This window comes from Streptomyces muensis (genome assembly GCF_021474425.1).
Taxonomy (GTDB): domain Bacteria; phylum Actinomycetota; class Actinomycetes; order Streptomycetales; family Streptomycetaceae; genus Streptomyces; species Streptomyces muensis.
On the sequence record NZ_JAKEIP010000078.1, the window covers coordinates 1 to 26,451 of the forward strand.

Annotated in this window: 23 protein-coding genes and 3 pseudogenes; 14 read left to right on the forward strand and 12 right to left on the reverse strand. The window is 68.5% G+C overall.

All coding sequences use genetic code 11. The features are described 5' to 3' along the window. The 3 genes and pseudogenes from L0P92_RS20010 to L0P92_RS20020 all read left to right on the forward strand — a co-directional run. Positions 1-409: pseudogene (locus tag L0P92_RS20010) on the forward strand (hypothetical protein); the annotation flags it as partial. 877 nt (positions 410-1,286) lie between these two features. Beyond that, positions 1,287-1,790, forward strand: a complete 504-nt coding sequence (locus L0P92_RS20015; protein WP_234764166.1) for a DUF6232 family protein — start codon at positions 1,287-1,289, stop codon at positions 1,788-1,790. A 123-nt stretch (positions 1,791-1,913) separates the two neighbouring features. Further along, the gene (locus tag L0P92_RS20020) at positions 1,914-2,135 is read left to right on the forward strand and encodes a hypothetical protein (protein WP_234764167.1); all 222 of its coding nucleotides are present in this window, start codon (positions 1,914-1,916) and stop codon (positions 2,133-2,135) included. Between the two features lie 258 nt (positions 2,136-2,393). Here L0P92_RS20020 and L0P92_RS20025 read toward each other — a convergent pair whose 3' ends face one another. The 3 genes from L0P92_RS20025 to L0P92_RS20035 form a co-directional block, all read right to left on the reverse strand. After that, a complete protein-coding gene (locus tag L0P92_RS20025) occupies positions 2,394-4,643 on the reverse strand; it encodes a molybdopterin-dependent oxidoreductase (RefSeq protein ID WP_234764168.1) in 2,250 nt (749 codons plus the stop codon). Positions 4,644-4,738: 95 nt separating this feature from the next. Continuing rightward, on the reverse strand, positions 4,739-5,410 hold the full coding sequence (locus L0P92_RS20030; RefSeq protein WP_234764169.1) for an enoyl-CoA hydratase-related protein: 672 nt from the start codon (positions 5,408-5,410) through the stop codon (positions 4,739-4,741). A gap of 60 nt (positions 5,411-5,470) precedes the next feature. After that, positions 5,471-6,058, reverse strand: a complete 588-nt coding sequence (locus tag L0P92_RS20035) for a TetR/AcrR family transcriptional regulator (RefSeq protein WP_234764170.1) — start codon at positions 6,056-6,058, stop codon at positions 5,471-5,473. A 168-nt stretch (positions 6,059-6,226) separates the two neighbouring features. On the opposite strand from L0P92_RS20035, the gene L0P92_RS20040 reads away from it, so the two are divergent. Further along, positions 6,227-6,454: a hypothetical protein gene (locus L0P92_RS20040; protein WP_234764195.1), complete on the forward strand. Its 228-nt coding sequence runs from the start codon at positions 6,227-6,229 to the stop codon at positions 6,452-6,454. Positions 6,455-7,053: 599 nt separating this feature from the next. On the opposite strand, the gene L0P92_RS20045 is transcribed toward L0P92_RS20040, so the two are convergent. The 4 genes from L0P92_RS20045 to L0P92_RS20060 all read right to left on the reverse strand — a co-directional run bounded on the left by L0P92_RS20045 (position 7,054) and on the right by L0P92_RS20060 (position 12,454). Continuing rightward, on the reverse strand, positions 7,054-8,088 hold the full coding sequence (locus L0P92_RS20045) for an FAD-binding oxidoreductase (protein WP_234764171.1): 1,035 nt from the start codon (positions 8,086-8,088) through the stop codon (positions 7,054-7,056). Next, entirely contained in the window at positions 8,085-9,344 is a 1,260-nt protein-coding gene (locus L0P92_RS20050) for an aromatic ring-hydroxylating oxygenase subunit alpha (protein WP_234764172.1), read from the reverse strand. The genes L0P92_RS20045 and L0P92_RS20050 overlap by 4 nt, the downstream gene beginning before the upstream one ends. A 44-nt stretch (positions 9,345-9,388) precedes the next feature. Continuing rightward, complete coding sequence (locus tag L0P92_RS20055; RefSeq protein WP_234764173.1) at positions 9,389-11,440, reverse strand: oxidoreductase; 2,052 nt, start codon at positions 11,438-11,440, stop codon at positions 9,389-9,391. Between the two features lie 231 nt (positions 11,441-11,671). Then, positions 11,672-12,454, reverse strand: coding sequence for an IclR family transcriptional regulator (locus L0P92_RS20060; protein WP_234764174.1), 783 nt, complete (start codon positions 12,452-12,454; stop codon positions 11,672-11,674). 266 nt (positions 12,455-12,720) lie between these two features. Between L0P92_RS20060 and L0P92_RS20065 the strand changes: the two genes are divergently transcribed. The 9 genes and pseudogenes from L0P92_RS20065 to L0P92_RS20105 all read left to right on the forward strand — a co-directional run bounded on the left by L0P92_RS20065 (position 12,721) and on the right by L0P92_RS20105 (position 21,881). Beyond that, on the forward strand, positions 12,721-13,875 hold the full coding sequence (locus L0P92_RS20065) for a quaternary amine ABC transporter ATP-binding protein (protein WP_234764175.1): 1,155 nt from the start codon (positions 12,721-12,723) through the stop codon (positions 13,873-13,875). After that, positions 13,868-14,812: an ABC transporter permease gene (locus L0P92_RS20070; RefSeq protein WP_234764176.1), complete on the forward strand. Its 945-nt coding sequence runs from the start codon at positions 13,868-13,870 to the stop codon at positions 14,810-14,812. The genes L0P92_RS20065 and L0P92_RS20070 overlap by 8 nt, the downstream gene beginning before the upstream one ends. A gap of 39 nt (positions 14,813-14,851) precedes the next feature. Continuing rightward, positions 14,852-15,760 (forward strand): glycine betaine ABC transporter substrate-binding protein, encoded by a 909-nt coding sequence (locus tag L0P92_RS20075; protein WP_234764177.1) that lies wholly within the window; start codon positions 14,852-14,854, stop codon positions 15,758-15,760. A 41-nt stretch (positions 15,761-15,801) separates the two neighbouring features. Continuing rightward, positions 15,802-16,887: an alcohol dehydrogenase family protein gene (locus L0P92_RS20080; RefSeq protein ID WP_234764178.1), complete on the forward strand. Its 1,086-nt coding sequence runs from the start codon at positions 15,802-15,804 to the stop codon at positions 16,885-16,887. Continuing rightward, positions 16,884-18,008 (forward strand): mandelate racemase/muconate lactonizing enzyme family protein, encoded by a 1,125-nt coding sequence (locus tag L0P92_RS20085; RefSeq protein ID WP_234764179.1) that lies wholly within the window; start codon positions 16,884-16,886, stop codon positions 18,006-18,008. Before L0P92_RS20080 ends, L0P92_RS20085 begins: the two co-directional genes overlap by 4 nt. 100 nt (positions 18,009-18,108) lie before the next feature. Further along, positions 18,109-18,963 (forward strand): annotated as a pseudogene (locus L0P92_RS20090) (Glu/Leu/Phe/Val dehydrogenase dimerization domain-containing protein); the annotation flags it as partial. A 55-nt stretch (positions 18,964-19,018) separates the two neighbouring features. Then, a pseudogene (locus L0P92_RS20095) lies at positions 19,019-20,103 on the forward strand (S-(hydroxymethyl)mycothiol dehydrogenase). Continuing rightward, a complete protein-coding gene (locus tag L0P92_RS20100) occupies positions 20,103-20,735 on the forward strand; it encodes an MBL fold metallo-hydrolase (protein ID WP_234764180.1) in 633 nt (210 codons plus the stop codon). The pseudogene L0P92_RS20095 and the gene L0P92_RS20100 overlap by 1 nt, the downstream one beginning before the upstream one ends. A gap of 42 nt (positions 20,736-20,777) precedes the next feature. Continuing rightward, on the forward strand, positions 20,778-21,881 hold the full coding sequence (locus L0P92_RS20105; protein ID WP_234764181.1) for a mandelate racemase/muconate lactonizing enzyme family protein: 1,104 nt from the start codon (positions 20,778-20,780) through the stop codon (positions 21,879-21,881). A gap of 22 nt (positions 21,882-21,903) precedes the next feature. Here L0P92_RS20105 and L0P92_RS20110 read toward each other — a convergent pair whose 3' ends face one another. Beyond that, the gene (locus L0P92_RS20110) at positions 21,904-22,125 is read right to left on the reverse strand and encodes a hypothetical protein (protein WP_234764182.1); all 222 of its coding nucleotides are present in this window, start codon (positions 22,123-22,125) and stop codon (positions 21,904-21,906) included. Further along, a complete protein-coding gene (locus L0P92_RS20115) occupies positions 22,122-22,715 on the reverse strand; it encodes an NAD-binding protein (protein WP_234764183.1) in 594 nt (197 codons plus the stop codon). The genes L0P92_RS20110 and L0P92_RS20115 overlap by 4 nt, the downstream gene beginning before the upstream one ends. Positions 22,716-22,920: 205 nt before the next feature. Here L0P92_RS20115 and L0P92_RS20120 point away from each other — a divergent pair, with 205 nt between their 5' ends. Further along, positions 22,921-23,946, forward strand: coding sequence for an aldehyde dehydrogenase family protein (locus tag L0P92_RS20120; protein ID WP_234764184.1), 1,026 nt, complete (start codon positions 22,921-22,923; stop codon positions 23,944-23,946). 61 nt (positions 23,947-24,007) lie between these two features. Here the strand turns inward: L0P92_RS20120 and L0P92_RS45510 are convergent, their stop codons facing one another. The 3 genes from L0P92_RS45510 to L0P92_RS20140 all read right to left on the reverse strand — a co-directional run bounded on the left by L0P92_RS45510 (position 24,008) and on the right by L0P92_RS20140 (position 26,435). Beyond that, the gene (locus tag L0P92_RS45510; protein ID WP_308289738.1) at positions 24,008-24,883 is read right to left on the reverse strand and encodes a nuclear transport factor 2 family protein; all 876 of its coding nucleotides are present in this window, start codon (positions 24,881-24,883) and stop codon (positions 24,008-24,010) included. Between the two features lie 160 nt (positions 24,884-25,043). After that, entirely contained in the window at positions 25,044-25,412 is a 369-nt protein-coding gene (locus tag L0P92_RS20135; protein ID WP_234764185.1) for a winged helix-turn-helix transcriptional regulator, read from the reverse strand. A gap of 174 nt (positions 25,413-25,586) precedes the next feature. Then, entirely contained in the window at positions 25,587-26,435 is an 849-nt protein-coding gene (locus tag L0P92_RS20140) for a YybH family protein (protein ID WP_234764186.1), read from the reverse strand. Positions 26,436-26,451 lie beyond the last annotated feature (16 nt).

A 26,451-nucleotide genomic window follows, 5' to 3' on the forward strand; every position in this document is an offset into this window, starting at 1 on the left:
CCCCGAACCCTGCCTCCTCGCCCCCGAGCAGGTCACCGAGTACCCCGACCCCATGGAACTGGAGCCGGACCTCGCCGCCCGCCTCGAGGACCCCGACACCTGGGACGGCGACGAACTCGCCTACCTCAACGATCTCTCCTACGCCCCCGGTTCGAAGGTCGGCGGCTGGCCCGCCTGGGGCCTGACCGACCCCGAACCCGTGCCCTGCCCCGCCTGCGAGGCGCGGATGACCCCGCTCCTCACTCTCGCCTCCACCGAGTGGACCGACGAGTCCGCCTCCTGGACCCCCCTCGAAGACCACGGGTCATCCCCCACCCCGGCAATGCTTCAGGTAGCCGACGCCGCCACCCTCCAGCTGTACGCCTGCCCCACCGACCCGCACCACCCTCACCAGGCCCGTGTGCAGTAACCGCCGAACCCGCCCTCGCCGCGTTTCTCACCCGCGCCACGGAGCCAGCCGGCTCCGTGGGGAGCCCGGCATGAGCGAGCACCTGGAGCACTGCGCCGTCGTCGCGGTCTGGGAAAAGCACAGCGCCATCGGACACCACTACGAAGAGCTGCTCGCAGACTGGAGGGGCATCGCCTGGGCCGTATCCCTCGTTCGGCGAGACGGTCCATCCCGGCGAGGACACCCCTGACTACAACCCGATCTGCCCCTGCCCGGGCCAGATGCCGCGGGCCTTCTGCATGGGGCGCGCCGACTGCGGTCAGCACCGCTGCGCCCACACGAACCTCCTGTGACCTCGCCCTCCGCAACCTCACAGGTCGCCGAGCGGAACCTGGGATACTCCCGGACGCCAGACGTCGGGCATGCCCTGTTTACCTGTGAGCCCGGAACCCTGTTCTCCCACGCAAGCGCGTTCCGCCTGTGAGGCTGTGACATGGCGGGTCGGCCCGGTGCCTGCGCTTGGGACTCGCCGATCGCGTGGCTGCCGAAAGCCCTGCGCCACGCATACACGACTACGACAGACTCGACAGTGATGTGGGCGGCTTCGAGGTATCCGGAGAGTCCACAGTCCCCTGCACTCGACGGCGAACCCCCAGCTCACCCGTGCGGGAGCAAGGCAAATTGGCCGTATCTCGTCTGCCGTCCCACGACGCCACACAGGCTTAATGATGCTCCCGCGCCACGCACTGCGCGGGTGGTGTGACGACAGCACGGGGGAACCATGGATCACACGGGCGGCATCGGAGTACCACCTCCCGGGACACCTCCCGGGCCGCCACCACAGCTTCCGCCCCGGCCCCCGTCTCAGCCTCCGCAGGCGCCTCCTCAGATACCGCCGATGCCGCTGCCTCCGCGCAGGGGAAAGCCGCTGGAACTCCGGGTCCAGCGGCAGATCCTGTGGGTGGGGTCGGCGGCGGTTCCGTTGCGCAATGTCAGCTGGGTCGAAGTGTTCAGGCTGAAGCCCGCCTGGGGCAAGGCCGGCATCTACTTCCTGCTGTTGGTGGTCCTGGCCTACTTGGTCTCCGCCCGGCTCGACTCCACGGACGGGGGCGGCGGCTCTGCCCCGGGCGTCCTGACCCTGTTCGCCCTGGTCGTTGTCTGCGCCGTCCTGCTCTGGTCGAGGAAGCCGGTGCTGGTCGTCGAGCTGAACAGCGGTTCCAGGGTCGTCCTGACCCTGCCGACCATGGATGAACTGCGGGTGATCGCCGGGCAGATCGTGTACGCGATCGACCACCCGGAATACGAGTTCTCCGCCGTCCTCGAGCAGCACAACACCACGAACAACTTCGGTTCCGTCGTCAACATGAACGGCGGCAGGGGAAACACAGGGATCAGACTATGAGCGACACATCGAACTACTACGGAGACGTCGTCAACGTGAAGGCGCCGAAAGGATCATTGGCATCATCACGGCACCGTAGTCCACAACGACAGCACCGCTCAGGACACTGAGCTCCAAGCCGCAGTGAGGGACCTCACCTGTCTCCTCAACGACCTGCGCCCGGAGCTCACCTCGGGCCAGGCTCAGGCCGTGGACAACCTGCTGCCCGCGCTTACCCCCGACCGGGCCGACCTACGTGAGGGCGGCATGATCCTGGCGTCCGTCTCGCAGATCGCGCCGACCGTGGGCGAGGCGGGTAGGCCCGTCATGGAGGGGCTGGCGCGGCTGCTCGCGCTGCTGGGCTGACGGGCCTGCCCTGGTGGAGAGGGTCATGGCGTACGCCGTCGGCAAAGCAGCGAACCCGGGCCACGGTCCAGGCTGCGGTGTTGCGGTTTTCTGCGGACACGAGGACGCCGAGGGTGTGTTGAAGGCACTCCGTGGGCGGGACGGCCAAGGCGTGGGGCGTCCATACCTACTCCGGGGTGCTGCCCTTGGGGTGTGCCGCGGGTCCGCGAACCCGTGCAGCGGGGTCCGCGGACGTGTTGGCCTCTCGCGGGTGGAGGGTCAGGCGGGGAGAGCCTCGATGCGGGCGGGCACGTGCTTGTGCCACGGGACGCCGGCGATGGGGTCGCGCCGGCGCAAGTCGGTGAGGGTGTTGAGGGCGACGCCGGTGCGTTCGATCCCGCCGTGGCCGGTGGGCAGGTCGAGACCGAAACCGTTGGGCAGGGCGGCGTGTCCAGCCTGCATGCGGTCGTCGATCTCGACGGTGGCGTTTGCGGTGCCGCGTTCGGTGGTGATCCGGGCGGGCGCCCCGTTGTCGAGTCCGAGCTGCTCGGCGTCGTGCGGGCTGATGCGCAGCGTGCCGCCCTTGTCGCGCAGGCGCCAGGTGGTGTCGCGAATGATGGTGTTCGCGGTGAACGCACGCCGCTGGCCGGCGGCCAGGACGATCGGGAACTCCTCGGTGGTGTGCACGGCCGGAGTGGTGTCCAGGCCGGTGTGCAGTTCGAGCAGTTCGGGGATGGGAAGCGGGATGCGGTGGCCGGGATGAGGCACGTAGCCCCAGGCGTCGTCGTACTCGTCCTCGGTGAAGGTGACTCCGGAACGGCCCTTGAGGATCGCTTCGAACAGGGCTTCCGCGTCGCCGTGCCCGGCGCGGCGCATGGCCTTGGGGTACTCCTTGGCGATGCGCTGGCAGAGCGCCCACAGCACAGCGGCGGAGCGGGCACCGTCGGGCAGGGTGGGGCCGAGGGTTTCGTACAGCAGATACGGGGCCAACTTGATGGTGCTCTTGTCGAGGACAGCCAGGGCGGCGAAAGCGAGTTTGTACGGGGTGCGGCCGAGGCGGGCCGCGGCGCGCAGCAGGGAGAGGCGGCTACGGGGGACGGCGCCGAGTTCCCGGACCAGGCGGGCGTAGATCTCGGGTTCGGTCAGCGTGCCGGGCAGTGGGTCGAGCACGGGGGCACGCAGGTGGAAGGTGTTGTGCGGGAACTCGAAGGTGAAGAAGGTCGCTTCCCACTTCTCGTACTGGGACGCGGCCGGCAGCACGTAGTCGGCCCGGCGCCCGGTCTCGGTCAGCGCGATGTCGATGACGACGACCAGGTCGAGTTTGTCGAGGGCCTCGGCGAAGGCGGCGGAGTCGGCAAGGGAGTGCGCCGGGTTGGAGGACTCGATGACCATCGCCCGGAACCGGTCGGGATGGTCGTTGAGGATCTCCTCGGCGATGACGTTGCAGGGCACCAGGCCGCCGGGCATCCGCGCGCCGGTGACGGGGGTGCGGCGCGGGCGGGTGCTGTAACGGGCGAGCGGTACGACCCATGAGTGCGGCTGCATCGCGCCCTGCTTGGCGAAGTTGCCGGTCAGCAGCCAGATCAACTTGTTGAGGTAGGAGACCAGGGTGCTGTTGGGGCCCTGCTGAACGCCCAGGTCCTCGTACGTCGAGACGCTGGAGGCGGACGCAACCCGGCGGGCCGTCGTGCGCAGGAGTTCCTCGTCCAGTCCGCACGTGGCGGCGCAGTGAGCGACGTCCACAGCCTTCAGCTGCTCGAGTACGGTTGCCGCCCCGGTCGTGTGGATGTCGAGGAAGGCGTGGTCGACGAGGTTCTCCTGGACCAGGACGCCGAGGATGCCGGACAGGCACCAGGCGTCGGTTCCGGGCCTCAGTTGCAGGTGGATGTCGGCGAGGTCGGCGGTCTCGGTCCGCACCGGATCAATGACGATCATGGTGCGGGCGGGGTCCTTGGCGATGTCCTTGAGCACGGTGCGGGCCCGGGAGACCCCGTGGGTCTGCCAGGGGTTCTTGCCGATGAAGATCGAGACCTCGGCGTTCTCGAAGTCCCCGACGGTGTGACCGCCCGTCAGATGGGCGTCGACGAAACCTTCGCCGGTCTTCTCCTGGGCCAGGGGGTTGGAGCGGTAGCGAGCGCCCAGTGCACCCATCAGGGCGCCGCTGTAGGCGCCGCCGAGGTGATTGCCCTGGCCTCCGCCGCCGTAGAAGAAGATCGACTTGCCGCCGTGAGTGTCGCGCACCGACTTCAGGCGGGCGGAGATCTCGCGCACAGCGGTGTCCCAGTCGATGGGGGTGAAGCTGCCGTCTGCCTCTCGGCGCAGAGGCGTGGTCAGGCGTTCCACACCGTTCTGGTAGTGGTCGAGGCGCAGGGCCTTGTTGCAGGTGTAGCCGCTGGTGGCGACGTGTTCTTTGTCGCCACGGATCTTTGCGAAGCGCCGGCCGTCGGTCTGGATCTGGATGCCGCAGTTGTTCTCGCACAGAATGCATGCGGTCTTGTGCCAACTGGCAGTGTCGGCCTGGTCAGTCATGTGATTTCTCCTCGTCAACACCGCCAACCGTTTTGGCGTGGGAGTCCGCAGCCAGGGGGTGGGGCGCGGCGGGTGGGGAGGTGCGGACCGTGAGGTCAGCCCATGGGATTGGTGGTGTCGCGCAGCGTGGCCAGGGCAGGGGCGTACATGCGGGCCTTGATGGTGCCGAGGGTGTCGCCGGCCTTGTTCACCTGCGCCTGGGCGATCTCGATCGCGGTGGAGCGCACGGAGTCCTCGCTGACCGCCTGGTCGACGATGCCGGCGGCCGCGGCGTCGGCGCCGCCGTAGCGGCGGGCGGTGAGCATGGCCGCGTGGGCGGTCTGAGGCGACAGCCGGGACTGGATCAGGGCGGCCATGCCGGGGGTGAAGGGGATGTTGATGTCCGCTTCGGGCAGGCACCAGTAGCCGCGGTCGGCGCGCATCACGCGGAAGTCGTGGGCGAGGGAGAACATCGCGCCGGCGGCGAAGGTGTGCCCCTGCAGCGCGGCCACGGTGATGACCGGCAGCGACAGCATCCGTGCGAACAGTTCATGGACCGAGATGACGTAGTCCTGGTGCTGGTCGGCGTGGGCGAACAGCCAGTCCAGGTCGAGGCCGTTGGAGTAGAACTTGCCGGTGGCGGCGGTGACCAGGGCGCGAGGGCCCTCCGCCTTCTCGACCTCGTCGAGCGCGGCGTTGACGGAGTTGATCCAGTCAGGGTGGAAGCGGTTCTCGTCGCCCCCGAGGTCGAGTACGAAGACGCTTTCCTGACGGTCGAGCGTGGGCATGAGTCCTCCTGGATGTGGGTGGGATGGGGTGTGCGCCACGCCTGTGGCAAGTGGCGCGGCTCAGGGACGGCGAGGCAGGGTGAGGGCGAGCAGCTCGTGGATCTCGGCTGCGGCCGCCTCGAGTGGGGCGGTGCTCTCTTCGGCACGGCACATGATCACCGCGCCTTCGACCGCGGCGATGACGAACGCGGCCAATCGTTTGCTGCGCTCCTCCGCCAGGCCGTTTTTCAGGAACAGGGAGGCTAGGGCCTCCTGCCAACGGGCGAAGACGGCCGCCGCCGAGCGGGCCAGCTGCGGCGCGTCGTCGTTGGTCTCAACGGCCACCGCCACGATCGGACAGCCGCTGCGGAAGTCGCTGTCGACGAGCCGTTGACGCCAGAGCCCGAAGAAGGCGTCGATCGCCGCCAGCGCGTCATCAGTCTGCATGGCGGCGTCGATCAGCCCCGCGATGAAGTCACCCGCGAGCGCGACCGCCTCGTTGATCAGCTGCGCTCGCCCGTCGGGGAAGTGGTAGTAGACCGAGCCGCGCGGGGCGTCGCCGTGAGCGAGTACCCGGTCGACACTCGTGGCGCTGGCCCCGTACTCGGCCAACAGCACAGCTGCACTGAGGATCATCCGGTCACGGCTGTCACTCTTGCGCGGGCTCACCCGCCCCACCACCTTCCTGATGCTGATGCCCGTCGAGCGTGGCTACCTGTGAGTAACTTATGTTATATGCCATAGAACATGCAAGAGGGAGATCGCTGTTTTGGCCTGGCTACGTGTCCTTGAGGAAGTCCGGTCTGCCTCTGAGGGAGAGCAGGTGAGGGCCGGGTTATGGCCACGACAGTGGAAGCGGTTGTGGCCGAGGGTGAGGGTGGTGTTACGTGCCTCGGGGGTAAAAGGACGCTGGCTGGTGCGCCGCGCGGACCGCAGGCGGTGGAAGAGCTGAAAGCCGCCCTGCGGAGCAAGCTGGTCGAGGACAAGCTGCTGCGGTGCCGCAAGCTGCGCATCGACACGCGCACCTCATTGGTGCCCCGGCAATGCAGCGCGTCGAGGCCATGAAGCGCCGGGTGTGGTGCGTCATGGCAAATTTGCCGCCGCGCGTGCGGCAGATGCTTCTGCCTCACAGACGGGGAAGTTGAACCGTTCGACGGCGGCGGCCGGAGACGACCTACCGGTTCATCGACGGGCTGTGGCAGTTCCTTCGCCCGGCTGCTACCTCCCCAGTCGAGGCGGGCCGCGTCCAGCAGTGTGGTGAGCCGGAGGCGAAGAGCGTCGAGTCGCGCGCCTGGTGGGCTGCGGCGGCGCCCCGCTCCACCTCGCCCCTCCTACCTGGAGTGTTGCCCGGCTTCAGGAAATGAGCACGATCCGTCCGTTCAGGTCGCCCTCAGCCAGCCGGGCGTGGGCCTTGGCGGCGGCGTCCAACGGAGGTGGGCCGTGGGCCGTAGCCCGTGGCAGGGTCGGCCAGTCGGTTTTGCCCTGCTTCCACCGAGTAAGCCAAGGGCGAGAAGCGTCACCCGTACAGGCCCGAGTCGTGTCCCATCCGCCCCACCAGCGGGCACCAATACGAGAACCTTCTGACCTGCGGAAACGTAGCTGGGAGGGGGTTTCGGGAGCAGTGGCCGCGTGGGCGCGTGCAATTGACGCGACACCTTTCACGGTCATGCCTCGACTACAAGGTCCTCCAACGGCTTCGAGCAGCAGAGAAGGACCTTGTTCTGAGCGATCTCGCGCGGGCGGATGCCTCCGTTGTGGCGCATGTCGACGGAGCCTGAGAGCAGGGTCGCCTTGCAGGTGCCGCACATGCCCTGGGCGCAGGAGGCCGGCAGGCTGAGCCCGGCTCGGGAGGCGGCGGCGAGGATCGCGGTGTCGGGGGCGCACTCGATCGTGCGGCCGCTGCGCGTGAACTCGATCTTGAAGCCGGCGAGTGTTCCGGCGGCAGGCGAGGCCTCGGCCGCCGCGATCTGCGTCTCGAAGGTGAAGCTCTCCTCGTGGTAGTGGTCCATGTCGAGGCCCGCGTCCGAGAGCATGGTGCGTACGGCGGCCATGTAGGGGCCGGGGCCGCAGGTGAAGACCTCGCGGTCGAGGAAGTCGGGGGCGACCTGTCGCAGCGTTTCGAGCGTCAGTCGGCCGCGGTATCCGCCCCAGGGTGCGTACGGCCGGTCCTCCTCGCAGACGTGGACCACGCGGATGTTGGGCGCGGTCGCGGCGATGAGGTCGAGTTCGTGACGGAAGACGATGTCCGCCGGGGTGCGGGCGCTGTGCACGAACACCACGTCGGCCGGGTCGGCCAGGTCGTACAGCGTCCTCGTCATGGACATCGACGGCGTGATGCCGACGCCCCCGGACAGGAAGAGGTACTTGGACGACGGGTGCCGGGCTGTGGAGAAGTCTCCGAGCGGGCCGTGTGCGCGCACGGTGTCGCCGGGCTTGAGGTGGTCGTGCAGCCAGTTCGACACCAGTCCGCCGGGTACGCGCTTGACCGTGATCGAGAGGAGGAAGGGGCGCGTGGGCGGGGAGGAGATGGTGTAGCAGCGCTGCACGGGGCGGCCGTCGATGTCGACGGTCAGTGTCACGAACTGGCCCGGGTCATGCCGGAAGAGGCGGGGTTCGGCGTACTCGAAGACGAACGTGGTGACGTCGTGAGTGAGCGGGTGGACCTGGCGGCACACCAGCAGTTCCTCGGTCTCGGTCATCGCTGCTGCTCCAGGTGTGCCTCGAGCCGGGTGACGTACCAGTTGACGAACGCCTCGACCTGAGCCTCCGTCGGGGCGTACGGCCCCGGCACATAGGCCGGGCTGCTCACGCCCCGCTGGGCGCGCTCGACGAAGACGGCGTCCTGGACGTTCGTGGCCTTCCAGACCTTGGTCAGGGTGTCGAGGTCGTAGTCGACGCCTTCGACGGCGTCGGCGTGCACCAGCCAGGTGGTGCGCACGAGGGTGCGGTCGGGGCCGAGGGGGATCGCGGAGAACGTGATCGCGTGGTCGGCCATGAGGTGGAACCAGGCGTTCGGCTGGGTGTGGAAGGACAGTCGGCCCAGGCGGGCGGTGGGGAAGTCGGCCAGCAGGCGCTTGCAGGCCGCCGTGCCGTCGGCGGTGTAGGACTCGCCGGCCCCGTCGAGGGGTTCGCGCTGGATGCGGAAGCCTGTCGGGCGGGTGTCCAGTTCCTCGATCGTGGCGTAGGGCAGACCGAGTTCCTCGTAGGTCGCACGCGCATCGGCGTCGGCCCGCAGGAAGCGTTCGTACGTCGGGCGCAGGACCGCAGGGACGTCCTGCTCCTGGTAGCCGTAGATGGGGAAGTAGCAGGCCTGGAGCTCGGGGTGGCCGGTGCAGTGGTAGCACTCCCGGTTGTTCTCCAGGGTCAGCTTCCAGTTGGCGTTCTCGATCAGGTCGATCTGCGTGGCGACCTTCGCCCTGGCCAGGTTGTGCGGGGCGAGGTAAGGCTCGACGCGGGTGATGATCTCGTCGAAGTCGGCGGGCGGTTCCGCGGCGAGGCAGATGTAGACCAGTCCGGCCACTGTGCGCACGTGCACGGATCGCAGCCCGAAGCACGAGCGGTCGAAGTCGGGCGCCTGGGACTCGGCGTGCAGCAGCTTGCCGTCCACGCCGTACGTCCAGTGGTGGTAGCCGCAGACGATGTTGCCGACCGAGCCGCGCTCCTCGTTGAGGATGCGGGCGCCGCGGTGGCGGCAGACGTTGTGGAAGGCCCGTACGTCCTCGTCGTCGTCGCGGACGATGATGACGGAGTACGGCCCGAGCGTGACGGTGACGTAGTCGCCGGGCTCGGGGACCTCGGCCTCGGTGGCGACGAATATCCAGTGCCGGGCGAAGACCGCTTCGACGTCGAGGCCGAAGAGCTCCTCGCTGACGTAGAACGGGGCTTCCAGGCTGTGTCCGACAAGGCGCCGGGTGACGAGGTCGCCCACTGCGGCGGTGGGTGTCGCAGGGTTCATCGCATGTCTCCGGTGAATCTCAGGAGTTGACGTGGCGTTCGGGTTCAGATCGGCAGGCACAGCCGGAGCGCGTCGTAGATCGCGGCATGGATGTTGCGGGAGGTGACGGCGTCGCCGATGCGGAACAGTTCGTAGCGGCCCTGCTCGTTGCGGACCACCGTCTGCTGCTCGTGGGCCAGCAGGGCGCGCAGGTCGACCTCGCCGAGGTTGGTCGAGCCGGGGAGGAGATCGGTGTACAGCTCGTCGTTCGGCAGCGTGCCGTGCTCCACGATCACCTGGTCGACGATCCGCTCGGTCTCGGCCTCGGTGTACTCGCTGTACAGCGTCGCGGCGAGGCGGCCGTCGGGCGTGCGGCGCACGGAGCGCAGCCGCTGGGTGAGGGTGATTGTGACGCCGTACTCGGTGAACGTCCTTATGTACGCGGGGGAGTTCATGCTGCCGACATCGGGTGCGAGCGTGCGCTCGGGGGTGACGTACTCGATCCGGGCACCGGACCGGGTCAGCATCTCCACGGCGTCCATGGCCGGGTAGCCGCCGTGGTCGTCGTAGACCAGGATCGCCCCGCGCGGGTTGCGTAGCGAGCCCGTCATCACGTCCCAGGTGTCGGAGACCAGTTCTTCGCCCTTGGCGAGGAAAGCGCGGTTGGGCATGCCGCCGGTCGCGACGATCACGACGTCCGGGTGTTCGGCGAGGACGTCTCCGGCCTCGGCATACGTCCCGAGTCGGAAGTCGACGCCGAGATGCTTGCACTTGAGGAAGCGCCAGTCGACGATCTGGATCAGATCGTGGCGGCGGGGGTTGGACGCCGCGAGCCTGATCTGACCGCCTGGCTGGTCGCCGGCCTCGAACAGGACGACGTCGTGGCCGCGTTCGCCCAGCACCCGGGCCGCTTCGAGACCGGCGGGCCCGGCACCGACGACCACTGCCTTCTTCCGGCGGCCGATGGTGGGCGAGATGACGTGGGGCAGCTGGAGTTCGCGGCCGGCGGCCGGGTTGTGGATGCACTTGGTGTCGCCGGAGTCGTAGATGGCGTCCAGGCAGTAACTAGCGCCGACGCAGGGGCGGATGCGGTCCTCCTGGCCGGACTTCACCTTTTCGACCAGGTAAGGGTCGGCGATCTGCGCGCGGGTCATGCCGACCAGGTCGAGGAGTCCTTCGCGTAGGGCGTGTCGGGCGGTGGCGATGTCGGCGATGCGGGCCGCGTGCAGCACCGGGACGGCGAGTCGGCGTTTCATCTCACCGGTGAACTCCAGGTACGGGCCGAGCGGGGTGCCGATGGACGGGATCGTCTTCGCCAGGGACGCGTCGCTCTCGATGGAGCCGCGGATGGCGCTGATGAAGTCGATACCGTCGGTGGTGAACTGCTCGGCGGCGGTGAGGGCTTCGTCCGGTGCGAGGCCGCCGTGGCGCGCCTCGTCGAACGACATCCGGATGCCTACGACGAAGCCAGGTCCGACGGCCTCACGGACGGCGCGGATCACCCGCCGCGGGAACCTGAGACGGTTCTCCAAGCTGCCGCCCCACTCGTCGTCGCGGTGGTTGGTCGACGGGGAGAGGAAGCTGTCGAGGAAGTGGCCGTACGCCTCGAGTTCGATGCCGTCGAGGCCGCCCTCCTTGCAGCGGACCGCCGCGGCGGCGTAGTCGGCGACGATCCGGTCCAGGTCCCACTCCTCCGCCGCCTTCGGGAAGGCGCGGTGTGCGGGCTCGCGCAGCGGGGAGGCGGAGACGACCGGGAGCCAGTCGCCGGCGTAGTTGCTGGTACGGCGGCCGAGATGGGTGACCTGGCACATGACCGCGGCCCCGGCCTCGTGTACCTCCTCGGCGAGCCCGCGCAGCCACGGCACGATCTCGTCGCGGTACAGCAGCAGGTTGCCGAAGGCGGGCGGGCTGTCGGGGGAGACCACCGCCGAGCCGCCGATCATCGTCAGACCGACCCCGCCCCGCGCCTTCTCGACGTGGTAGGCGCGGTAGCGGTCCTTGGGCATGCCGTCCTCGCCGAACGCCGGTTCGTGGGACGTGCTGACCACGCGGTTGCGCAGGGTGAGGTGCTTGAGCTGGAAGGGCTGGAGCAGGGGATCCAGGGTGGTTGAGGGCACGGCCGCTCCTCCGGACGCTTTGGGCTGATGGCGTCGGCTGCGCTTGATCGCGCCGCGCCTCAGGAAGGGATCAGCCCTGGTCGGCATTTGTTTCGCTATGCGATACACAATCGCTATGCGAGACAAATGGTGAGCCTGGATGTCCGCAGCCGTCAAGAGTCCTGGCTTGCCCGATCCGCTCCGGCCCGGCGTCACTCGGTCCCGCCAGGCCGCCTCAGTCAGGTGCCGTGCTCAGCCGCGCTTCACGTACCCGCGGCGCCAGGAGATCTTCGCGGCAGCTGCCAGGAGCTGTTCCGCGAGGTGGGGAACGGTGTCCTCGTTGATGCGGAAGGTCGGCCCGGACAGTGTCACGGCCGCGATGACCTTGCCGGTCAGGGAGTGGATCGGGGCGGCGATGGCGGCCAGTCCGACCTCGTGCTCCTCGCTGGTGACGGCGTATCCCCGCTCGCGGACCGTTTCGAGCTCCGCCGCGAGGCGTGTCGGGTCGACGATGGTGTGCGGGGTGTACTTCTTCGGACGCTTCGCGAAGATCTCCGCGATCTCGTCCGGGGTCATGTGGGCCATGAAGAGCTTGCCCGACGAGGTGGCGTGTATCGGGGTGCGCTTGCCGACCCAGTCGATGCTCATGATCGACGAGCCGATCGCCTGGTCGATGCTGATCACATCGTCTCCGTCGCGGATCGCGATGTTCACGGTGTCGCCCACGGCCGCGGCCAGCTCCTGGCAGATGGCGTGGCTCAGCACAGACAGGTCGTTGACCTTGCCGGCCCCGGTGGCGAGTTCGACCACGGTGAACCCGATTCGGTACCGGCCGCGCTCGGCGTCCTGCTCGACCATGCCCCGTGATTCGAGTGTGGCCAGCAGTCGGAACACGGTCGACTTGTGAACGGCGAGTGCCTCGGCGATCTCGGTCACGCCACTGGGGCCCTGTTTCGCCAGAACCTGAAGGATCGACACGGCGCGGTCGACGGACTGCACCGAGTGGTCACGTGGGCGGCTCCCGTTGCTGGTCATGACGGAAGAGTAGTCGAGCGGCCGAGGCGTTCCGGAGGGTCCGGGTCAGCCGCTTACAGGCCAGTGCCGACATCCGTGTGGTGTGCCTGCCGTTGATCACAGTCCAGCGCGATTTCGCCATCTCCTCCCTGCAGGGGCCTTGACGAGTCGCTCCGTGCGGGGACATCGTCGTACCGCATTGCACATCTGTTTCGCAAAGCGAGACGGCAGCCCGCGAAGACTGGCTCACTTTCCGCCCCCGTGCGGATCCCCGGAGGTGGGGCACGGTGATTGAGGCATCCCGTCTGAAAAAGATCTACGGCTCGCGATCCGACGGAGTGCACGCGGTCGACGGCGTGACGTTCGACGTCGCGCCCGGAGAACTCTTCGTGATCATGGGGCTGTCGGGTTCCGGCAAGTCGACCCTGCTCCGCATGCTGAACCGGCTGGTGGAGCCGAGCTCCGGCACCTTGCGTATCGCCGGCCGCGATGTGCTGGGGATGGGCGACGCGGAGCTGCGGGAGCTGCGGAACAGCAAGATCAACATGGTCTTCCAGCACTTCGCGCTGTTCCCGCACCGCACCGTCCGCGAGAACGCCGCCTACGGCATGCGCATCCGCGGAGTCGACAAGGCCGAGCGGCTGGAGCGCGCCGACTGGGCGCTGAAGACGGTCGGACTCGGCGACCGGGGAGACGCCCTCCCCAGTGAACTGTCCGGCGGACAGCGCCAGCGCGTCGGGCTCGCCCGCGCGCTCGCCACGGACGCCGAGGTCCTGCTGATGGACGAGCCGTTCAGCGCGCTCGACCCGCTGATCCGCCGGGACATGCAGGATCTGCTGCTCAGCCTCCAGCGGGACCTGCGCCGCACGATCGTCTTCGTCACGCACGATCTGAACGAGGCGATGCGCCTGGGCGACCGGATCATGGTCATGAAGGACGGGCGGGTCGTGCAGCTCGGCACCGCGACCGACATCCTCCACACGCCGTCGTCCGACTACGTCCGCGACTTCGTTTCCGACGTCGACCGCTCCCGCGTGCTGACCGCGAGCACCATCATGAGCGAGCCGCTGATGACGGCCGAAGTCAGCGAAGACCCCCGGGACGTGCTGAGCCGCCTGTCACGCATCGAGGCGCTCGGCGTCTTCGTGCTGGAGGGCGGGCGCATCGTCGGCGTGGCCCACGACGGGCTGCTGGCCCAGGCGGTGAAGGAGGGCCGCACCTCCCTGCACGACTGCCTCACGGACGACTACGAGCAGACCGGCCCCGACACCCTGCTGGTGGATCTGTGCCCGCGGGTGGGGCGGCATGTCGTGCCGCTGGCGGTGACCGACGACGACGGAAAGCTGCGCGGTGTGGTCCCCCGTGCCGCCCTGCTGACCGCGCTCTCGGACGCCCGCACCACGGACCCGAGCGATACACCGAAGGAAGCGGCCCATGTCTAGTCTCTCCGCCGACACCTTGTTCACCATCGACCTCGGCACCCCGGTCCAGTACGCCGTCGACTGGCTCACCGAGCATCTGGGCGGCTTCTTCGACGCCGTCTCCTCGGTGATGACGGATCTGGTCAACGCCTTCCTCTTCGTCCTCACCGCACCGCACGCGCTCGTCATCACGGTCGTGTTCGCGGTGCTCGCGTTCTTCGCCTGCAAGTGGGGATTCGCCGCGTTCACCGTCGTCGCCTTCCTGCTCATCCAGGGCATGGGCCTGTGGACCGAGGCGATGCAGACCCTCGCGGTCGTCCTCGTCGCGTCCACGCTCGCGGTGGTCATCGGGGTGCCGATCGGCGTCTGGGCCGCCCGGGGCCGGCTGGCCAGCGCGATCGTCCGGCCGGCGCTCGATTTCATGCAGACGCTTCCGGTGTTCGTCTACCTCATCCCGGCCGTCGCCTTCTTCGGTATCGGCCTCGTCCCGGGCGTCGTGGCGACCACGATCTTCGCCGTCCCGCCCGCCGTGCGCCTGACCGAACTGGGCATCCGGCAGGTAGACAAGGAAGTCGTCGAGGCCGCGCACGCGTTCGGCGCCAAGCCCCGGCAGATCCTGCGGGAGGTCCAGCTCCCGCTCGCACTGCCCTCGATCATGGCCGGCGTCAACCAGGTGATCATGCTGGCGCTGTCGATGGTGGTCATCGCCGGAATGGTCGGCGCCCAAGGCCTCGGCACCATCGTCGTACGCGGCGTCAGCAACCTCGACGTGGGCGTCGGCTTCCAGGGCGGACTCGCCGTCGTCTTCCTGGCCATCTTCCTCGACCGCACCACCGGCGCCCTGGCCGCGCCGAGGCAGCGTCGGCCCCGCAAGAACCGCACCCGGCCCGCCGCGACGGCCGACGAGACAGCCTCGACTCCCGTTCCCGAACCAGCCGCCGCTCCGGTTTCGGTGTGAAGGCCCCTTGAGAACACCCCTGAGAACAGGAAACCGCTCATGAACCACACCTCAGGCCGCTCACTCCTCGTCGGCTGTACAGCCGCCGCCCTCACCCTGGTCGCCACCGCCTGCAGCGGACAGACCGCGACCGTGGACTCCGGCTCGGACGACGGGGGCGACTCCAAGAGCCTGACGATCTCCTTCACCCCGGGCTACGACGAGGACATCGCCGCGACGTACCTGTGGAAGCAGATTCTCGAGGAGAAGGGGTACAAGATCGACGTCCAGGAACTGGACATCGCCAGCTCCTACGCCGGTGTCGCGAACAAACAGATCGACCTCTACCTGGACGCCTGGCTGCCCACCACACACGAGCCGTACTGGAAGAAGTTCGGCGACAAGCTGGACGTCGCCTCCACCTGGTACGAGCCGGCCGACCTCAACCTGACGGTTCCCACCTACGTCAAGGACGTCAACACCATCGCCGATCTCAAGGCCCATGCCTCCGAGTTCGGCAGCCAGATCTACGGCATCGAGGCGGGAACCGGCCTGATGCGGCTGACCCGAACGAGCGTCATGCCCAAGTACGGCCTCGACGACTTCCAGCTTACCGAGAGCAGCACCCCCGCCATGCTCTCCGAGCTGCAGAGTGCGATCAAGAGCAAGAAGCCGATCGTGGTCACCCTGTGGCGGCCGCACTGGGCCTACACGAAGCTTCCGCTGAAGGCCCTCAAAGACACCGAGGGCGCCTACGGCAAGCCCGACAAGGTCCAGGCCATCGCCCCCAAGGGCTTCGCCGACGACCACCCCGACGTGGCCGGCTGGCTGAAGAACTTCAAGCTCACCTCGGACCAGCTGGGCGAGCTCGAACTGCTTATCCAGAAAAAGGGCGAGGGGAATGAGCAGGAAGCCGCCAAGGAATGGATGGCCCAGAACAAGTCGGTCGTCGACTCCTGGCTGAAGTAAGGAGCACAGTGGGAAACCGTCCCGTTTCACAGCCCCGGACCATGGCCGCAGCGGTGCTCACCGGCCGTGGCGGGCTGGAAAAACTCGAATACCGGACGGATGTACCGGTTCCCCGCCCCGAAAAGGGCGAGGTGCTCATCCAGGTAGCCGCCGCCGGGATCAACAACACCGACGTGAACACACGGATCGGGTGGTATTCGAAGGCGGTCACCTCCGGGACCGGGGAAGGAGGAAGGTCCGGGTTCGACGCCGTCGACGATGTGGACGCCACGTGGTCGGGAAAGGCTCTCGAATTCCCGCGCATCCAGGGAGCGGACGTCTGCGGCCGGATCATGGAGGTGGGCGAGGGCGTTTCGCCCGACCGCGTCGGCGAGCGGGTCCTGGTGCGCAACATGCTGCGCACGCCCGTCGACTATCGGCCCTTCGAGTGCTGGACCTTCGGCAGCGAGTGCGACGGAGGCTTCGCCCAGTTCACGGTCGCTCCGTCCCGGGAGACGTATGCCGTGCACTGCGACTGGAGCGACGAGGAGCTGGCTGCCGTACCGTGCGCGTACTCCACCGCGGAGAACATGCTGCACAGGGCTGCCGTCGGGCCGGAGCGGGTGCTGGTGACCGGTGCGTCGGGGGGAGTCGGACTCGCCGCCGTGCAGCTCGCGGGGCGCCGGGGTGCGACGGTCATCGCGGTTTCCTCAGCCGCGAAGGCCGCCGGTGTCCTGGCGCAGGGCGCCGAAGGGACCGTCGACCGGGGCACGGATCTGATCGCTGAACTCGGCCGAGGATCCGTCGACGTGGTGATCGACCTTGTCGGCGGTCCGCAGTTTCCGCAGCTGTTGGATCTTTTGCGCCCCGGCGGGCGATACGCCGTCGCGGGCGCCATCGGCGGGCCGACCGCACAGATCGACCTGCGCACGCTCTATCTCCGGGATCTCTCGCTCTTCGGCTGCACGTTCCAGGAGGACGAGGTCTTCGAGAACCTCATCGGCTACGTCGAACGCGGCGAAGTACGGCCGGTCGTCTCCCGCACCTACCCCCTGAAGGACATTGCCCGCGCTCAAGAGGAATTTCTCAGCAAACAGCACCTCGGAAAGCTGGTGCTCGTCCCGCCTTCCGGAGGGAACACGGCATGAAGATCTCGCGTATTGACCTCTACAACGTCGAACTGCCGTACTCGGGCGGGGTCTACCATCTCTCGGGCGGCCGCACATACGAGTCCTTCGACGCGTCCATCGTCCGTATCACCTGCGACGACGGCACCGAGGGCTGGGGCGAGAGCACTCCGTTCGGTTCGACCTACGTCGCCGCGCACCCGCTGGGCACCCGCGCCGGGATCGCGGAGCTGGCGCCGGCCCTGCTGGGACGGGATCCCCGCCGGACGGACCGGATCGCCGAGCTGATGGACGCCACCCTGGTCGGCCACAACAGTGCCAAGACCGCCCTCGACGTCGCATGCTGGGATGCCTTCGGCAAGTCGGTGAGCCTGCCGGTGTGCGAGCTCCTCGGCGGATCCACGGACCTCCCCATGCCGATGATCTCTTCCATCCACGCGGGCGAACCGGAGGAGATGCGTGCCCGTGTGGCCGATCACCGGGCGAGGGGGTATCTGGGCCACTCGATCAAGGTCGGCTCTCTGGACAGTGAAGGCGGGCCGGCCCTCGACGCCGAACGCATCACCGCGTGCCTCGCAGACCGGCGTCCGGGAGAGTTCTTCCTGGCCGACGCGAACGGCGGACTGCTCCCGGAGACGGCCCTGCGCATGATCCAGCTGCTGCCGCCCGGTCTGGACTTCGCCGTCGAGGCCCCCTGCGCCACCTGGCGTGAAACGAAGTCGCTGCGCAGCAGGTGTCCCTACCCCATCCTGATCGACGAACTCGCCCAATCCGACGAGGACATCGCGTTGATCGCGGCCGAGGACATCGCCGACGGCATCGGACTGAAGATCTCCAAAGCCGGCGGTCTGACCCCCGGCCGCCGCCAACGGGACATCTGCCGAGCCTCCGGCCTCACCGTCAGTGTGCAGGACACCGTCGGCTCGTCCATCGCCTTCGCCGCGATCGTCCAACTCGGCGCCACCGTCCCCGAGCGACTGCTCCGCTGCGTCCTGAACTGCGAGGACATGGTGACCCTGAAGACGGCGCAGGTCGACGTCCGGTTCACCGAAGGTGGCGTGCTGCCCGGCGGTTCGCCGGGGCTGGGGATCGAGGTCGACCTGGATGTTCTCGGTGACCCCGACATGAGCTGGGGCGATTGAAGGTGACTTCATGACCGTTCAGCAGGACGCGGCCCCAGCCCCGGACCTTCGCCTGACCGCCGGCATATACGCCGCCCTCCAGGCACGGGATCCCGCACAGTTGGAGTTCCACCAGACGGCACGTGAGGTGCTGGAGTCCCTGGACCCCATGCGCGCCCGCCACCCCGAGTACGTCCGCCACCGGATCCTGGAGCGCCTGTGCGAGCCGGAGCGGCAGTTGGTCTTCCGCGTGTTCCTCGGCTTCGAGCAGATCTTCAAGAACGCGCTGACCGGTCTGCCCATCGGCGGCGGCAAGGGCGGCGCCTATTTCGACCCCAGGGGCCGCTCGGACAGCGAGATCATGCGGTTCTGGCAGTCGTTCATGACGGTTGCCTCTCGGCCAGTACAAGCGCATCACCAACCGTTACGAGTCCGCGTACTCACGGGCAAGGGCCTGGCCTGGGGCGGCTCCCATGTACGGACGGAGGCCACCGGGTACGGCACCGTGACAGAAGACGCGCCAACTCGGCGCGAGAGTCGTCGCGATGTCCGACTCCGGCGGCTATGTCGTCGACAAGGCGGGCATCGACGTCGACTGGTCAAGGAGTTCTGGGCCCGGTACGTCGAGGGCGGTTCCGTCTGGGACGTGCCCTGCTCGGTCACGCTGCCCTGCGCCACGCAGAACGAACTCGACGGCAAGGCGGCCCGGACTCTGCTGGCCGGGGGAGTGGTGGCGGTCGCCGAGGGCGCCAACATGCCCACCACGCCGCAGGCCGTACGGCTGCTCCAGGAGGCGGGCGTCGCGTTCGGTCCCGGCAAGGCGGCCAACGCAGGCGGCGTTGCCACCTCGGCACTTGAGATGCGGCAGAACGCCACCCGTGACGCCTGGTCCTTCGAGGACACCGACCGCCGACTCGCGGCCATCATGGCCGGCATTCCCACCGCCTGCCTCGCCACCGCGCAGGAGTACGGCGCGCACGAACGGCCCGAACCACCCATCGGAACGCGGTAATTCGAGGAGAGAGCTGGATATGGCACAGGAAGTACGCGGCGTCATCGCGCCGGGCAAGGACGAGCCGGTGCGGGTCGAGACGATCGTGGTTCCTGATCCCGGTCCGGGTGAGGCCGTGGTCCGGGTGCAGGCGTGCGGAGTGTGCCACACCGATCTGCACTACAAGCAGGGAGGCATCAGCGCCGACTTCCCCTTCCTCCTGGGCCATGAGGCCGCGGGTGTGGTGGAGTCAGTGGGCGACGGTGTGAGCGACGTCGAGCCCGGTGACTGCGTGATTCTCAATTGGCGTGCGGTGTGCGGGAGTTGCCGGGTCTGTCTGCGTGGGCGTCCGTGGTACTGCTTCGACACCCACAACGCGCAGCAGAGGATGACCCTCACCGACGGCACCGAGTTGTCTCCCGCCCTCGGTATCGGTGCCTTCGCGGAGAAGACGCTGGTGGCGGCCGGGCAGTGCACGAAGGTCGATCCGGCTGTTGCCCCGGAGGTGGCCGGTCTTCTGGGGTGTGGGGTGATGGCCGGCATCGGGGCGGCGATCAACACCGGCGATGTGGGGCGTGGTGACAGTGTCGCGGTGATCGGCTGTGGTGGTGTCGGTGATGCGGCGATCGTCGGCGCGCGGCTGGCGGGGGCGGCGAAGGTCATCGCCGTGGACATCGACGACCGGAAGCTGCAGACGGCACAGAGCATGGGCGCCACTCACACGGTCAACTCCCGTGACACGGAGGTTGTCGGTGCGATACGTGACCTGACAGGCGGCTTCGGTGCCGACGTCGTCATCGAGGCGGTGGGCCGTCCGGAGACGTACCGGCAGGCGTTCTACGCCCGCGATCTCGCCGGCACGGTCGTGCTGGTGGGCGTGCCCACCCCCCAGATGCAGGTCGAACTGCCGCTTCTGGACGTCTTCGGGCGGGGCGGCGCGCTCAAGTCGTCCTGGTACGGGGACTGTCTCCCCTCCCGTGACTTCCCGATGCTGATCGATCTGCACTTGCAGGGACGTCTGGACCTGGCTCCTTCGTCACCGAGACGATCTCCCTGGACGAGGTGGAGAAGGCGTTCGCCAGGATGCACGACGGTGACGTCCTGCGCTCGGTGGTGGTGCTCTGATGACCGGCGCTCGCATCGAACACCTCGTCACCTCGGGCACGTTCTCGCTGGACGACGGCACCTGGGAGGTCGACAACAACGTGTGGATCGTCGGCGACGACCACGAGGTGATGGTCATCGACGCCTCCCACGATGCAGAGGCCATCGCGCGGGCGGTGGGGGACCGCGTGCTGCGGGCCATCGTATGCACGCACGCTCACGACGACCATGTGGGCGCGGCCCCGGAAGTCGCCGCCAGGACCGGGGCACCGGTCCTGCTCCATGCGGACGACCACGAGCTGTGGAAGCAGACCCACCCCGACCGCACGCCGGACGGCCCCCTCGCCCACGGGCACGTGCTTGCCGTGGCCGGCACGGAACTGGTCGTCCTGCACACCCCCGGTCACACTCCGGGAGCGGTCTGCCTGCACGCACCCGCACTGGGGGCCGTGTTCACGGGAGACACCCTCTTCCAGGGCGGCCCCGGTGCCACCGGCCGGTCGTTCTCCGACTTCCCGACCATCATCCGCTCGATCCGCGGCGAACTGCTCACCCTCCCCCCGGAGACGATCGTCCACACCGGACACGGCGCCGACACCTCGATCGGCGGCGAGACCCCGCACCTCCAGGACTGGATCGACCGGGGCCATTGACACCAAGGCTGCTCAAGTGAAGCCCCACCGGAGGTTCGGTAAATGAAGATCACCGAGATCCATGTCTACCGGCACGATCTGCCGGTCCACAACGGCCCCTACCGGATGGGCCATTCAGAAATCCGGTCCCTTTCCACGACGCTGGTGAAACTGGTCGCCGACAACGGACTCTTCGGCTGGGGCGAGACCTGCCCGGTCGGCCCCACCTACGCCGAATCGCACGCCGCGGGAGCCGTGGCGGCATTGAGCGAGATGGCACCGGGGCTGATCGGCACCGAGGTGCTGCCGGTACCGCTGCACCGGCGTATGGACGGCCTGCTCCATGGCCACACCTACGCGAAGGCCGCCCTCGACATCGCCGCTCACGACCTCCTGGGCAAACATCTCGGCCTCAGCGTGTCCGACCTGCTCGGTGGCGCGCTGACGGACCGCGTTCCGTCCTACTACGCCATCGGCGTCGGCGCGCCGGACGAGACCGCCCGCATCGCGGCGGAGAAACATGCCGAGGGCTACCCGCGTCTGCAGATCAAGATCGGAGGGCGGCCGATCGAGGAGGACATCGAGACCGTCCGCAAGGTCTGGGAGGTCATCCGCGGTTCCGGGATGCGGCTGGCGGTGGACGGCAACCGCTGCCTGACCACCCGCGACGCGCTGCGCCTGAGCCGGGAGTGCCCGGAGATCCCGTTCATCCTGGAACAGCCCTGCGCCACCATCGAGGACCTGCGGAAGATCCGGCCGCAGGTCGGTCACGGCATCTACATGGACGAGAACGGCACCAGCCTGAACACGGTGATCACCGCCGCCGGCACCGGACTGGTCGACGGCTTCGGCATGAAGGTCACCCGCATCGGCGGACTGCACCCGATGCGGGCGTTCCGCGACCTGTGCGCGGCGAGGAACCTGCCGCACACCTGCGACGACTCGTGGGGCGGCGACATCATCGCCGCCGCCTGCACCCATATCGGCGCGACGGTGGCACCTGAACTGCTCGAAGGCGTCTGGCTGGCGGCCCCCCACATCGACGGTCACTACGATCAGGAGAACGGGCTCCGCGTCGAAGCCGGCCACATCAAGCGACCGCAAGGCCCTGGCCTGGGCATCGTCCCCGACGATTCTCTCTTCGGCGCCCCGGTGGCCTCCTACTGAAACCGGTGTCGGCGAAGGCCGTTCAGGAAGACAGCGCGACATCCACATGGGCGCATCCGTGGCGGGCCGCGAGCGGCCAGGCCGCGAAGGCGCCCGTGGGCAGTTGGATGAACATGCGGTGCTGGTGGGCGATGACGCCGGTGGCCGGTGTGTCCAGGAGGCGGGCCAGGACGTAGGCGGCGGACAGGCTGGTGACGTCGCGGATGGTGCCCAGGGGCAGGAGGGATCGGGTCTCGGCGATCACTTCGTGTTCGCCTGCCCGCAGGACCACGCGTTTTCCTGGTGAGACGCCGTGCACGGCGATGGCGATGTTGTCGAGGTCGTCGACCCGACGGCGGCCAGGGCTCGCGCCCGGTGGAGGTGCAGCCTCTCCAGTACGGCGCGGTCGCCACCGTGGCCGGTCAGGACCGGGATGCCCAGGGAACGGGCGAGGCGCACGCCTGCGGCGTGAGGATCTCGCTCCACGCCCACCACGGGCACGCCCAAGCGCCGGAATTCACCGCACAGGGGCAGGCCGACCTGGCCCATGCCGACAACGATGACATGGCCCGTTCGGGGGATGGTGCGCGGGCCGATCAGCCCGACGAGCCGGGGACTGAGCATGCGGTCGATGAGGCCGGCGGTGAACATGGCGCTGAAGACGATGGTGCTGAGCATGAACGCGCTGGCCAGCACTGGATACACGGTGGAGTGATGGGGCGCGGTCGCCGGGCCGACGGTGGCGACGACCCGGGCGGCGTCGAACAGCGCCTCTGCGGGGTGACGCCCGACTGCCATCAGCCAGGTGAAGTCCCCGAGGAGCACGGCGAGCATGCCCAGCAGCCCTGTGAGCATCAGCCGGGTTCCCGCATCGTGTGGGCGCAACTGATCTGCCAGGTGCCCGAGTTGAGACCGACGGCCGGGCCGCTCCTGATTCCCTGGCCGGATGGACGGGGACTGGCCGTCCAGGGACCCGGACGGCGCACGGGCGGCCGTTCCTGTATGACAGCGCGGCAATCCCGGTGTCGATGCAGGGAACCTGCCCTCCACCCCCGCACTCATGGGCAACACGGTGATCTGGAAGCCCTCCGAGAAGTCGGCCCTGAGCAGCGACGTCGTCATGCGGGTCTTCGAAGAGGCCGGCATGCCGCCCGGCGTGATCAACCTCGTCCAAGGCGACGGCCGGTCCATCGCCTCCCAGGCCCTGGCCGACGAGCACCTGGCCGGCGTCACCTTCACCGGCTCCACCGCCGTCTTCCGTGACCTGTGGCAGACCACCGCCCAGCACATCCACACCTACCGCAGTTGCCCCCGCCTGGTCGGCGAGACCGGCGGCAAGAACGCCGTCGTCGCCCACCCGTCCGCCGACCCCGAGGCCCTCCTCGTCGCCCTCGTGCGCGGGGCGTTCGAGTACCAGGGCCAGAAGTGCTCGGCGGCCTCCCGCGCCTACATCCCGCGCAGCCTGTGGCGGCAATTGGAGGACCGGCTCGCCGAGACGGTCGTCGGGCTGCGGGTCGGGGACGTCACCGAGCACGAGACGTATCTCGGCGCCGTGATCGGTGAACCCTCCTGCACCCGGCTGGAGAAGGCGATCACCAGGGCCAAGGGGCTCGACAGCCACCGTCTGCTGGTCAGTGGGGGAGTGCGGCGGGAGACCGGCTGGTTCGTCGATGCCACGGTGTTCGTCACCGAGGACCCCACGGCGTTCACCATGGCCGAGGAGTTCTTCGGCCCGCTCCTCGCCGTCCACGTCTACGACGACGCGGACTGGAGCTCGGTCCTCACCCTCGTCGACACCACCGGCCCCTACGCGCTGACCTGCTCGATCTTCGCAGCCGACCGGACCGCGATCTCCGAGGCCCTCGGCGTGTTGCGCGACGCGGCCGGCATGACCTACGTCAACGACAAGCCCACCGGCGCCCTCATGGGCCGGCAGTCCTTCGGCGGCGGCCGCGCCTCCGGCACCAACGACAAGACCGGCTCCCGGCTCGCCCTCCAGCGCTGGGTCAGCGGCCGCTACATCAAGGAGTACATGAACCCCGACCTGCACTGGACCTACCCGTACATGGGTGGCGAGGGACAGTGAACGACCGCCAACCCCGGGGCTCTCCCCAGGGGTTGGCGGCACCGCCTGTCCTTCTACGGCTTTACTTGCCCCAGAAGGCGTCCTCGGAGGTCTGGTCGGCGGAGAAGAGCCGCACCTCGGCGATCTTTCCGTCCTTCAGGCGCAGCACGTCCACGCCGTCCATGCCCATGGAGCCGCGCTCGTGACGGCCGGTGAAGTGGATGGTGGCGGCCACCGTGTCACCGTTGCCCATCAGGGCGTGGACGGCGTCGATGGCGAAGGAGCCCTGGCTGGTCTGCATCATCCCGCCGAGCATCGCGAAGACCGCGTCGCGCCCCTTGTGCTCGCCGGAGAACTGGTTGGCGCCGGGCTGGTGCCAGACGACCGTCTCGTCGAGGAGTTCCCCGACCTTGGCCAGGTCGCCGTTCTGGATGGCCTGGAAGTACGCGCGGACGACGTTGATGTTCTCGCTGGTCATGGTCTTTCGCTCCTCACGCCCCGACGCGGGGCCCCAGAATTCGTCCTCGCCCTGCTGGCCCGCCGAGAAGAGCCACACCTCGGCGATCCGCTCGTCCTCGACCCTCAGCAGGTCGATGCCGGTCATCCCCATCTCCACGCCCTCGCGCCGGGCGGAGAAGCGGACCGGTACCGCGACCAGCGCGCCGTTCGCCAGAGGGGCGCCGGTCGGCTCCAGTCCGAACGTGCCGTCGGTGACCGTCATCATGCCGCCGAACATTTCGGTGATCGCGGCGGTGCCGCGATGGGTTCCGGAGAAGCGGTTGGCGCCCGGCTGGTGCCACACGATTCCGTCGGCGAACAAGCTCGTGACCGTGGCGAAGTCCTTGACGGACACCGCGTCGACGTACTGGCGGGCGATCCTGAGCGCAGTGGTGGTGGGCCCCATGGCCGGCCCCTTTCCTTCGGTGGGTTCGTCCTCGTGCAGCTCTATAGTCACCATCGGTAACCAGTAACCTCAACGTAACCAATGGGCGCGTGTGGTGCAGGTCACAAAGCTGCGCGGCAAGTGGCTGACGGATACGAAGCGGTAGCCGCGGGTGGCAGGGGGCGCAGGGGCTCAGGGGTGGCCGGGACCGAACCGGGTTCCGTGCCGGCGCCCGTCACTGGCGGGCGTCGTAGCTCTCGCGTGCCGCGAGCACCTCGGTGATGTGCTCCTCGGCCCAGCGGCCCAGGGCTTGAAGGGGTGCGTGCAGGGTGCGTCCCAGCGGGGTCAGCTCGTACTCGACCCGGGGAGGGACCTCGGCGTACACCTGCCGCGTGACGATGCCGTCGCGTTCGAGGTCGCGGAGGGTTTCGGTGAGGACCTTCGCGCTGATCCCGTCGACCGCGGTGCGCAGGTCGCGGAAGCGCATCCGGCCGCCGCTGAGGGCGATGACCACCATGGCCGTCCACTTGTTGGCGATGCGGGCGAGCGAGGTGCGGGACGGGCAGGTCGCCGTCATGACATCGAAAGCCGGAAGCTGCGGCATGTGTCGCGCCCCCTGTTCGTTACGCCGAGTGGATCGTTACTGATGGTGAGTCTAGGGCGCCGGCAGGCAGGGCCGGAGTGAGGGGAGTGGCTTGCGCGGCGTCCCCGGTGGGAGATCGGCGGCGGAATCTCCCACCAGGGACGAACTGCTGGCCTTAGGGCCGTCCGCAGTTGATCAGGGTGCCGGGACCACGGGTGGGACCGGTGCGGTCGGCCGGCCGGTGCCGGTGGGCTGCTGGGCGAAGCCGGATCCCCACGGGTTGTCGAGGAAGAAGCGCCACCTGCCGTCGGTCTCGGAGCGGTACAGGAGGCTGACGGAGTCGCCGGCGGCGACGATGACGGCCTTGCCGTCGGGACCGGTCGTGTCGAGGTGCCAGCCCCCGGAGATCAGCGCGAACGGGCCGGATTCGAGCACGGCGACATCACCGTTGATCATCTGGTCACCGGCGCCGAGGAACGCCTGGTTGGCGCCGCGGACCGCCTCGGGACCGCGCACGAGGACCCCCGGCGCGGGCGAGAAGACCGCGTCCGGCATGTAGAGGTTCAGCAAGGCGTCGAGATTCCGGTCCTGGAAGGCCTTGTTCATGTCCAGGATCATCTGCTCGGGCGTGTGGCCCGTACCGGCGTCCCGGCTGCCGGACGGCCGGGCGGCCGCGGTTCCCCACGGATTGTCGAGAAGGACGATCCACTTCCCGTCGTCGGTGCGACGCATGACGTGGTGGGAGTCGCTGGTCAGCGGCGTGGCGGCGGTCCCACCGGGCTCCCTGCGCTCCATGTGGAAGGGCACGGTGAGCAAGGCGTAGGGACCGGATTCGAGGATGGCCTGTTCGCCGATGACCAGCTGCCCGCCCAGGTCGAGCAGCTTCCGGTGCACGGCGCGGATCTCCTCGGTCCCGCTGACCGCCACACCGGGCTCGGCCATGATGACCGATTCCGGCTCGTAGTACTCCATGAGGGCATCGATGTCGCCGCTGGCGAAGACCTTCACGAATTCGTCCATGAACTGTTCCGCGGGGATGGTCATGGGGCTCTCCTCGTCG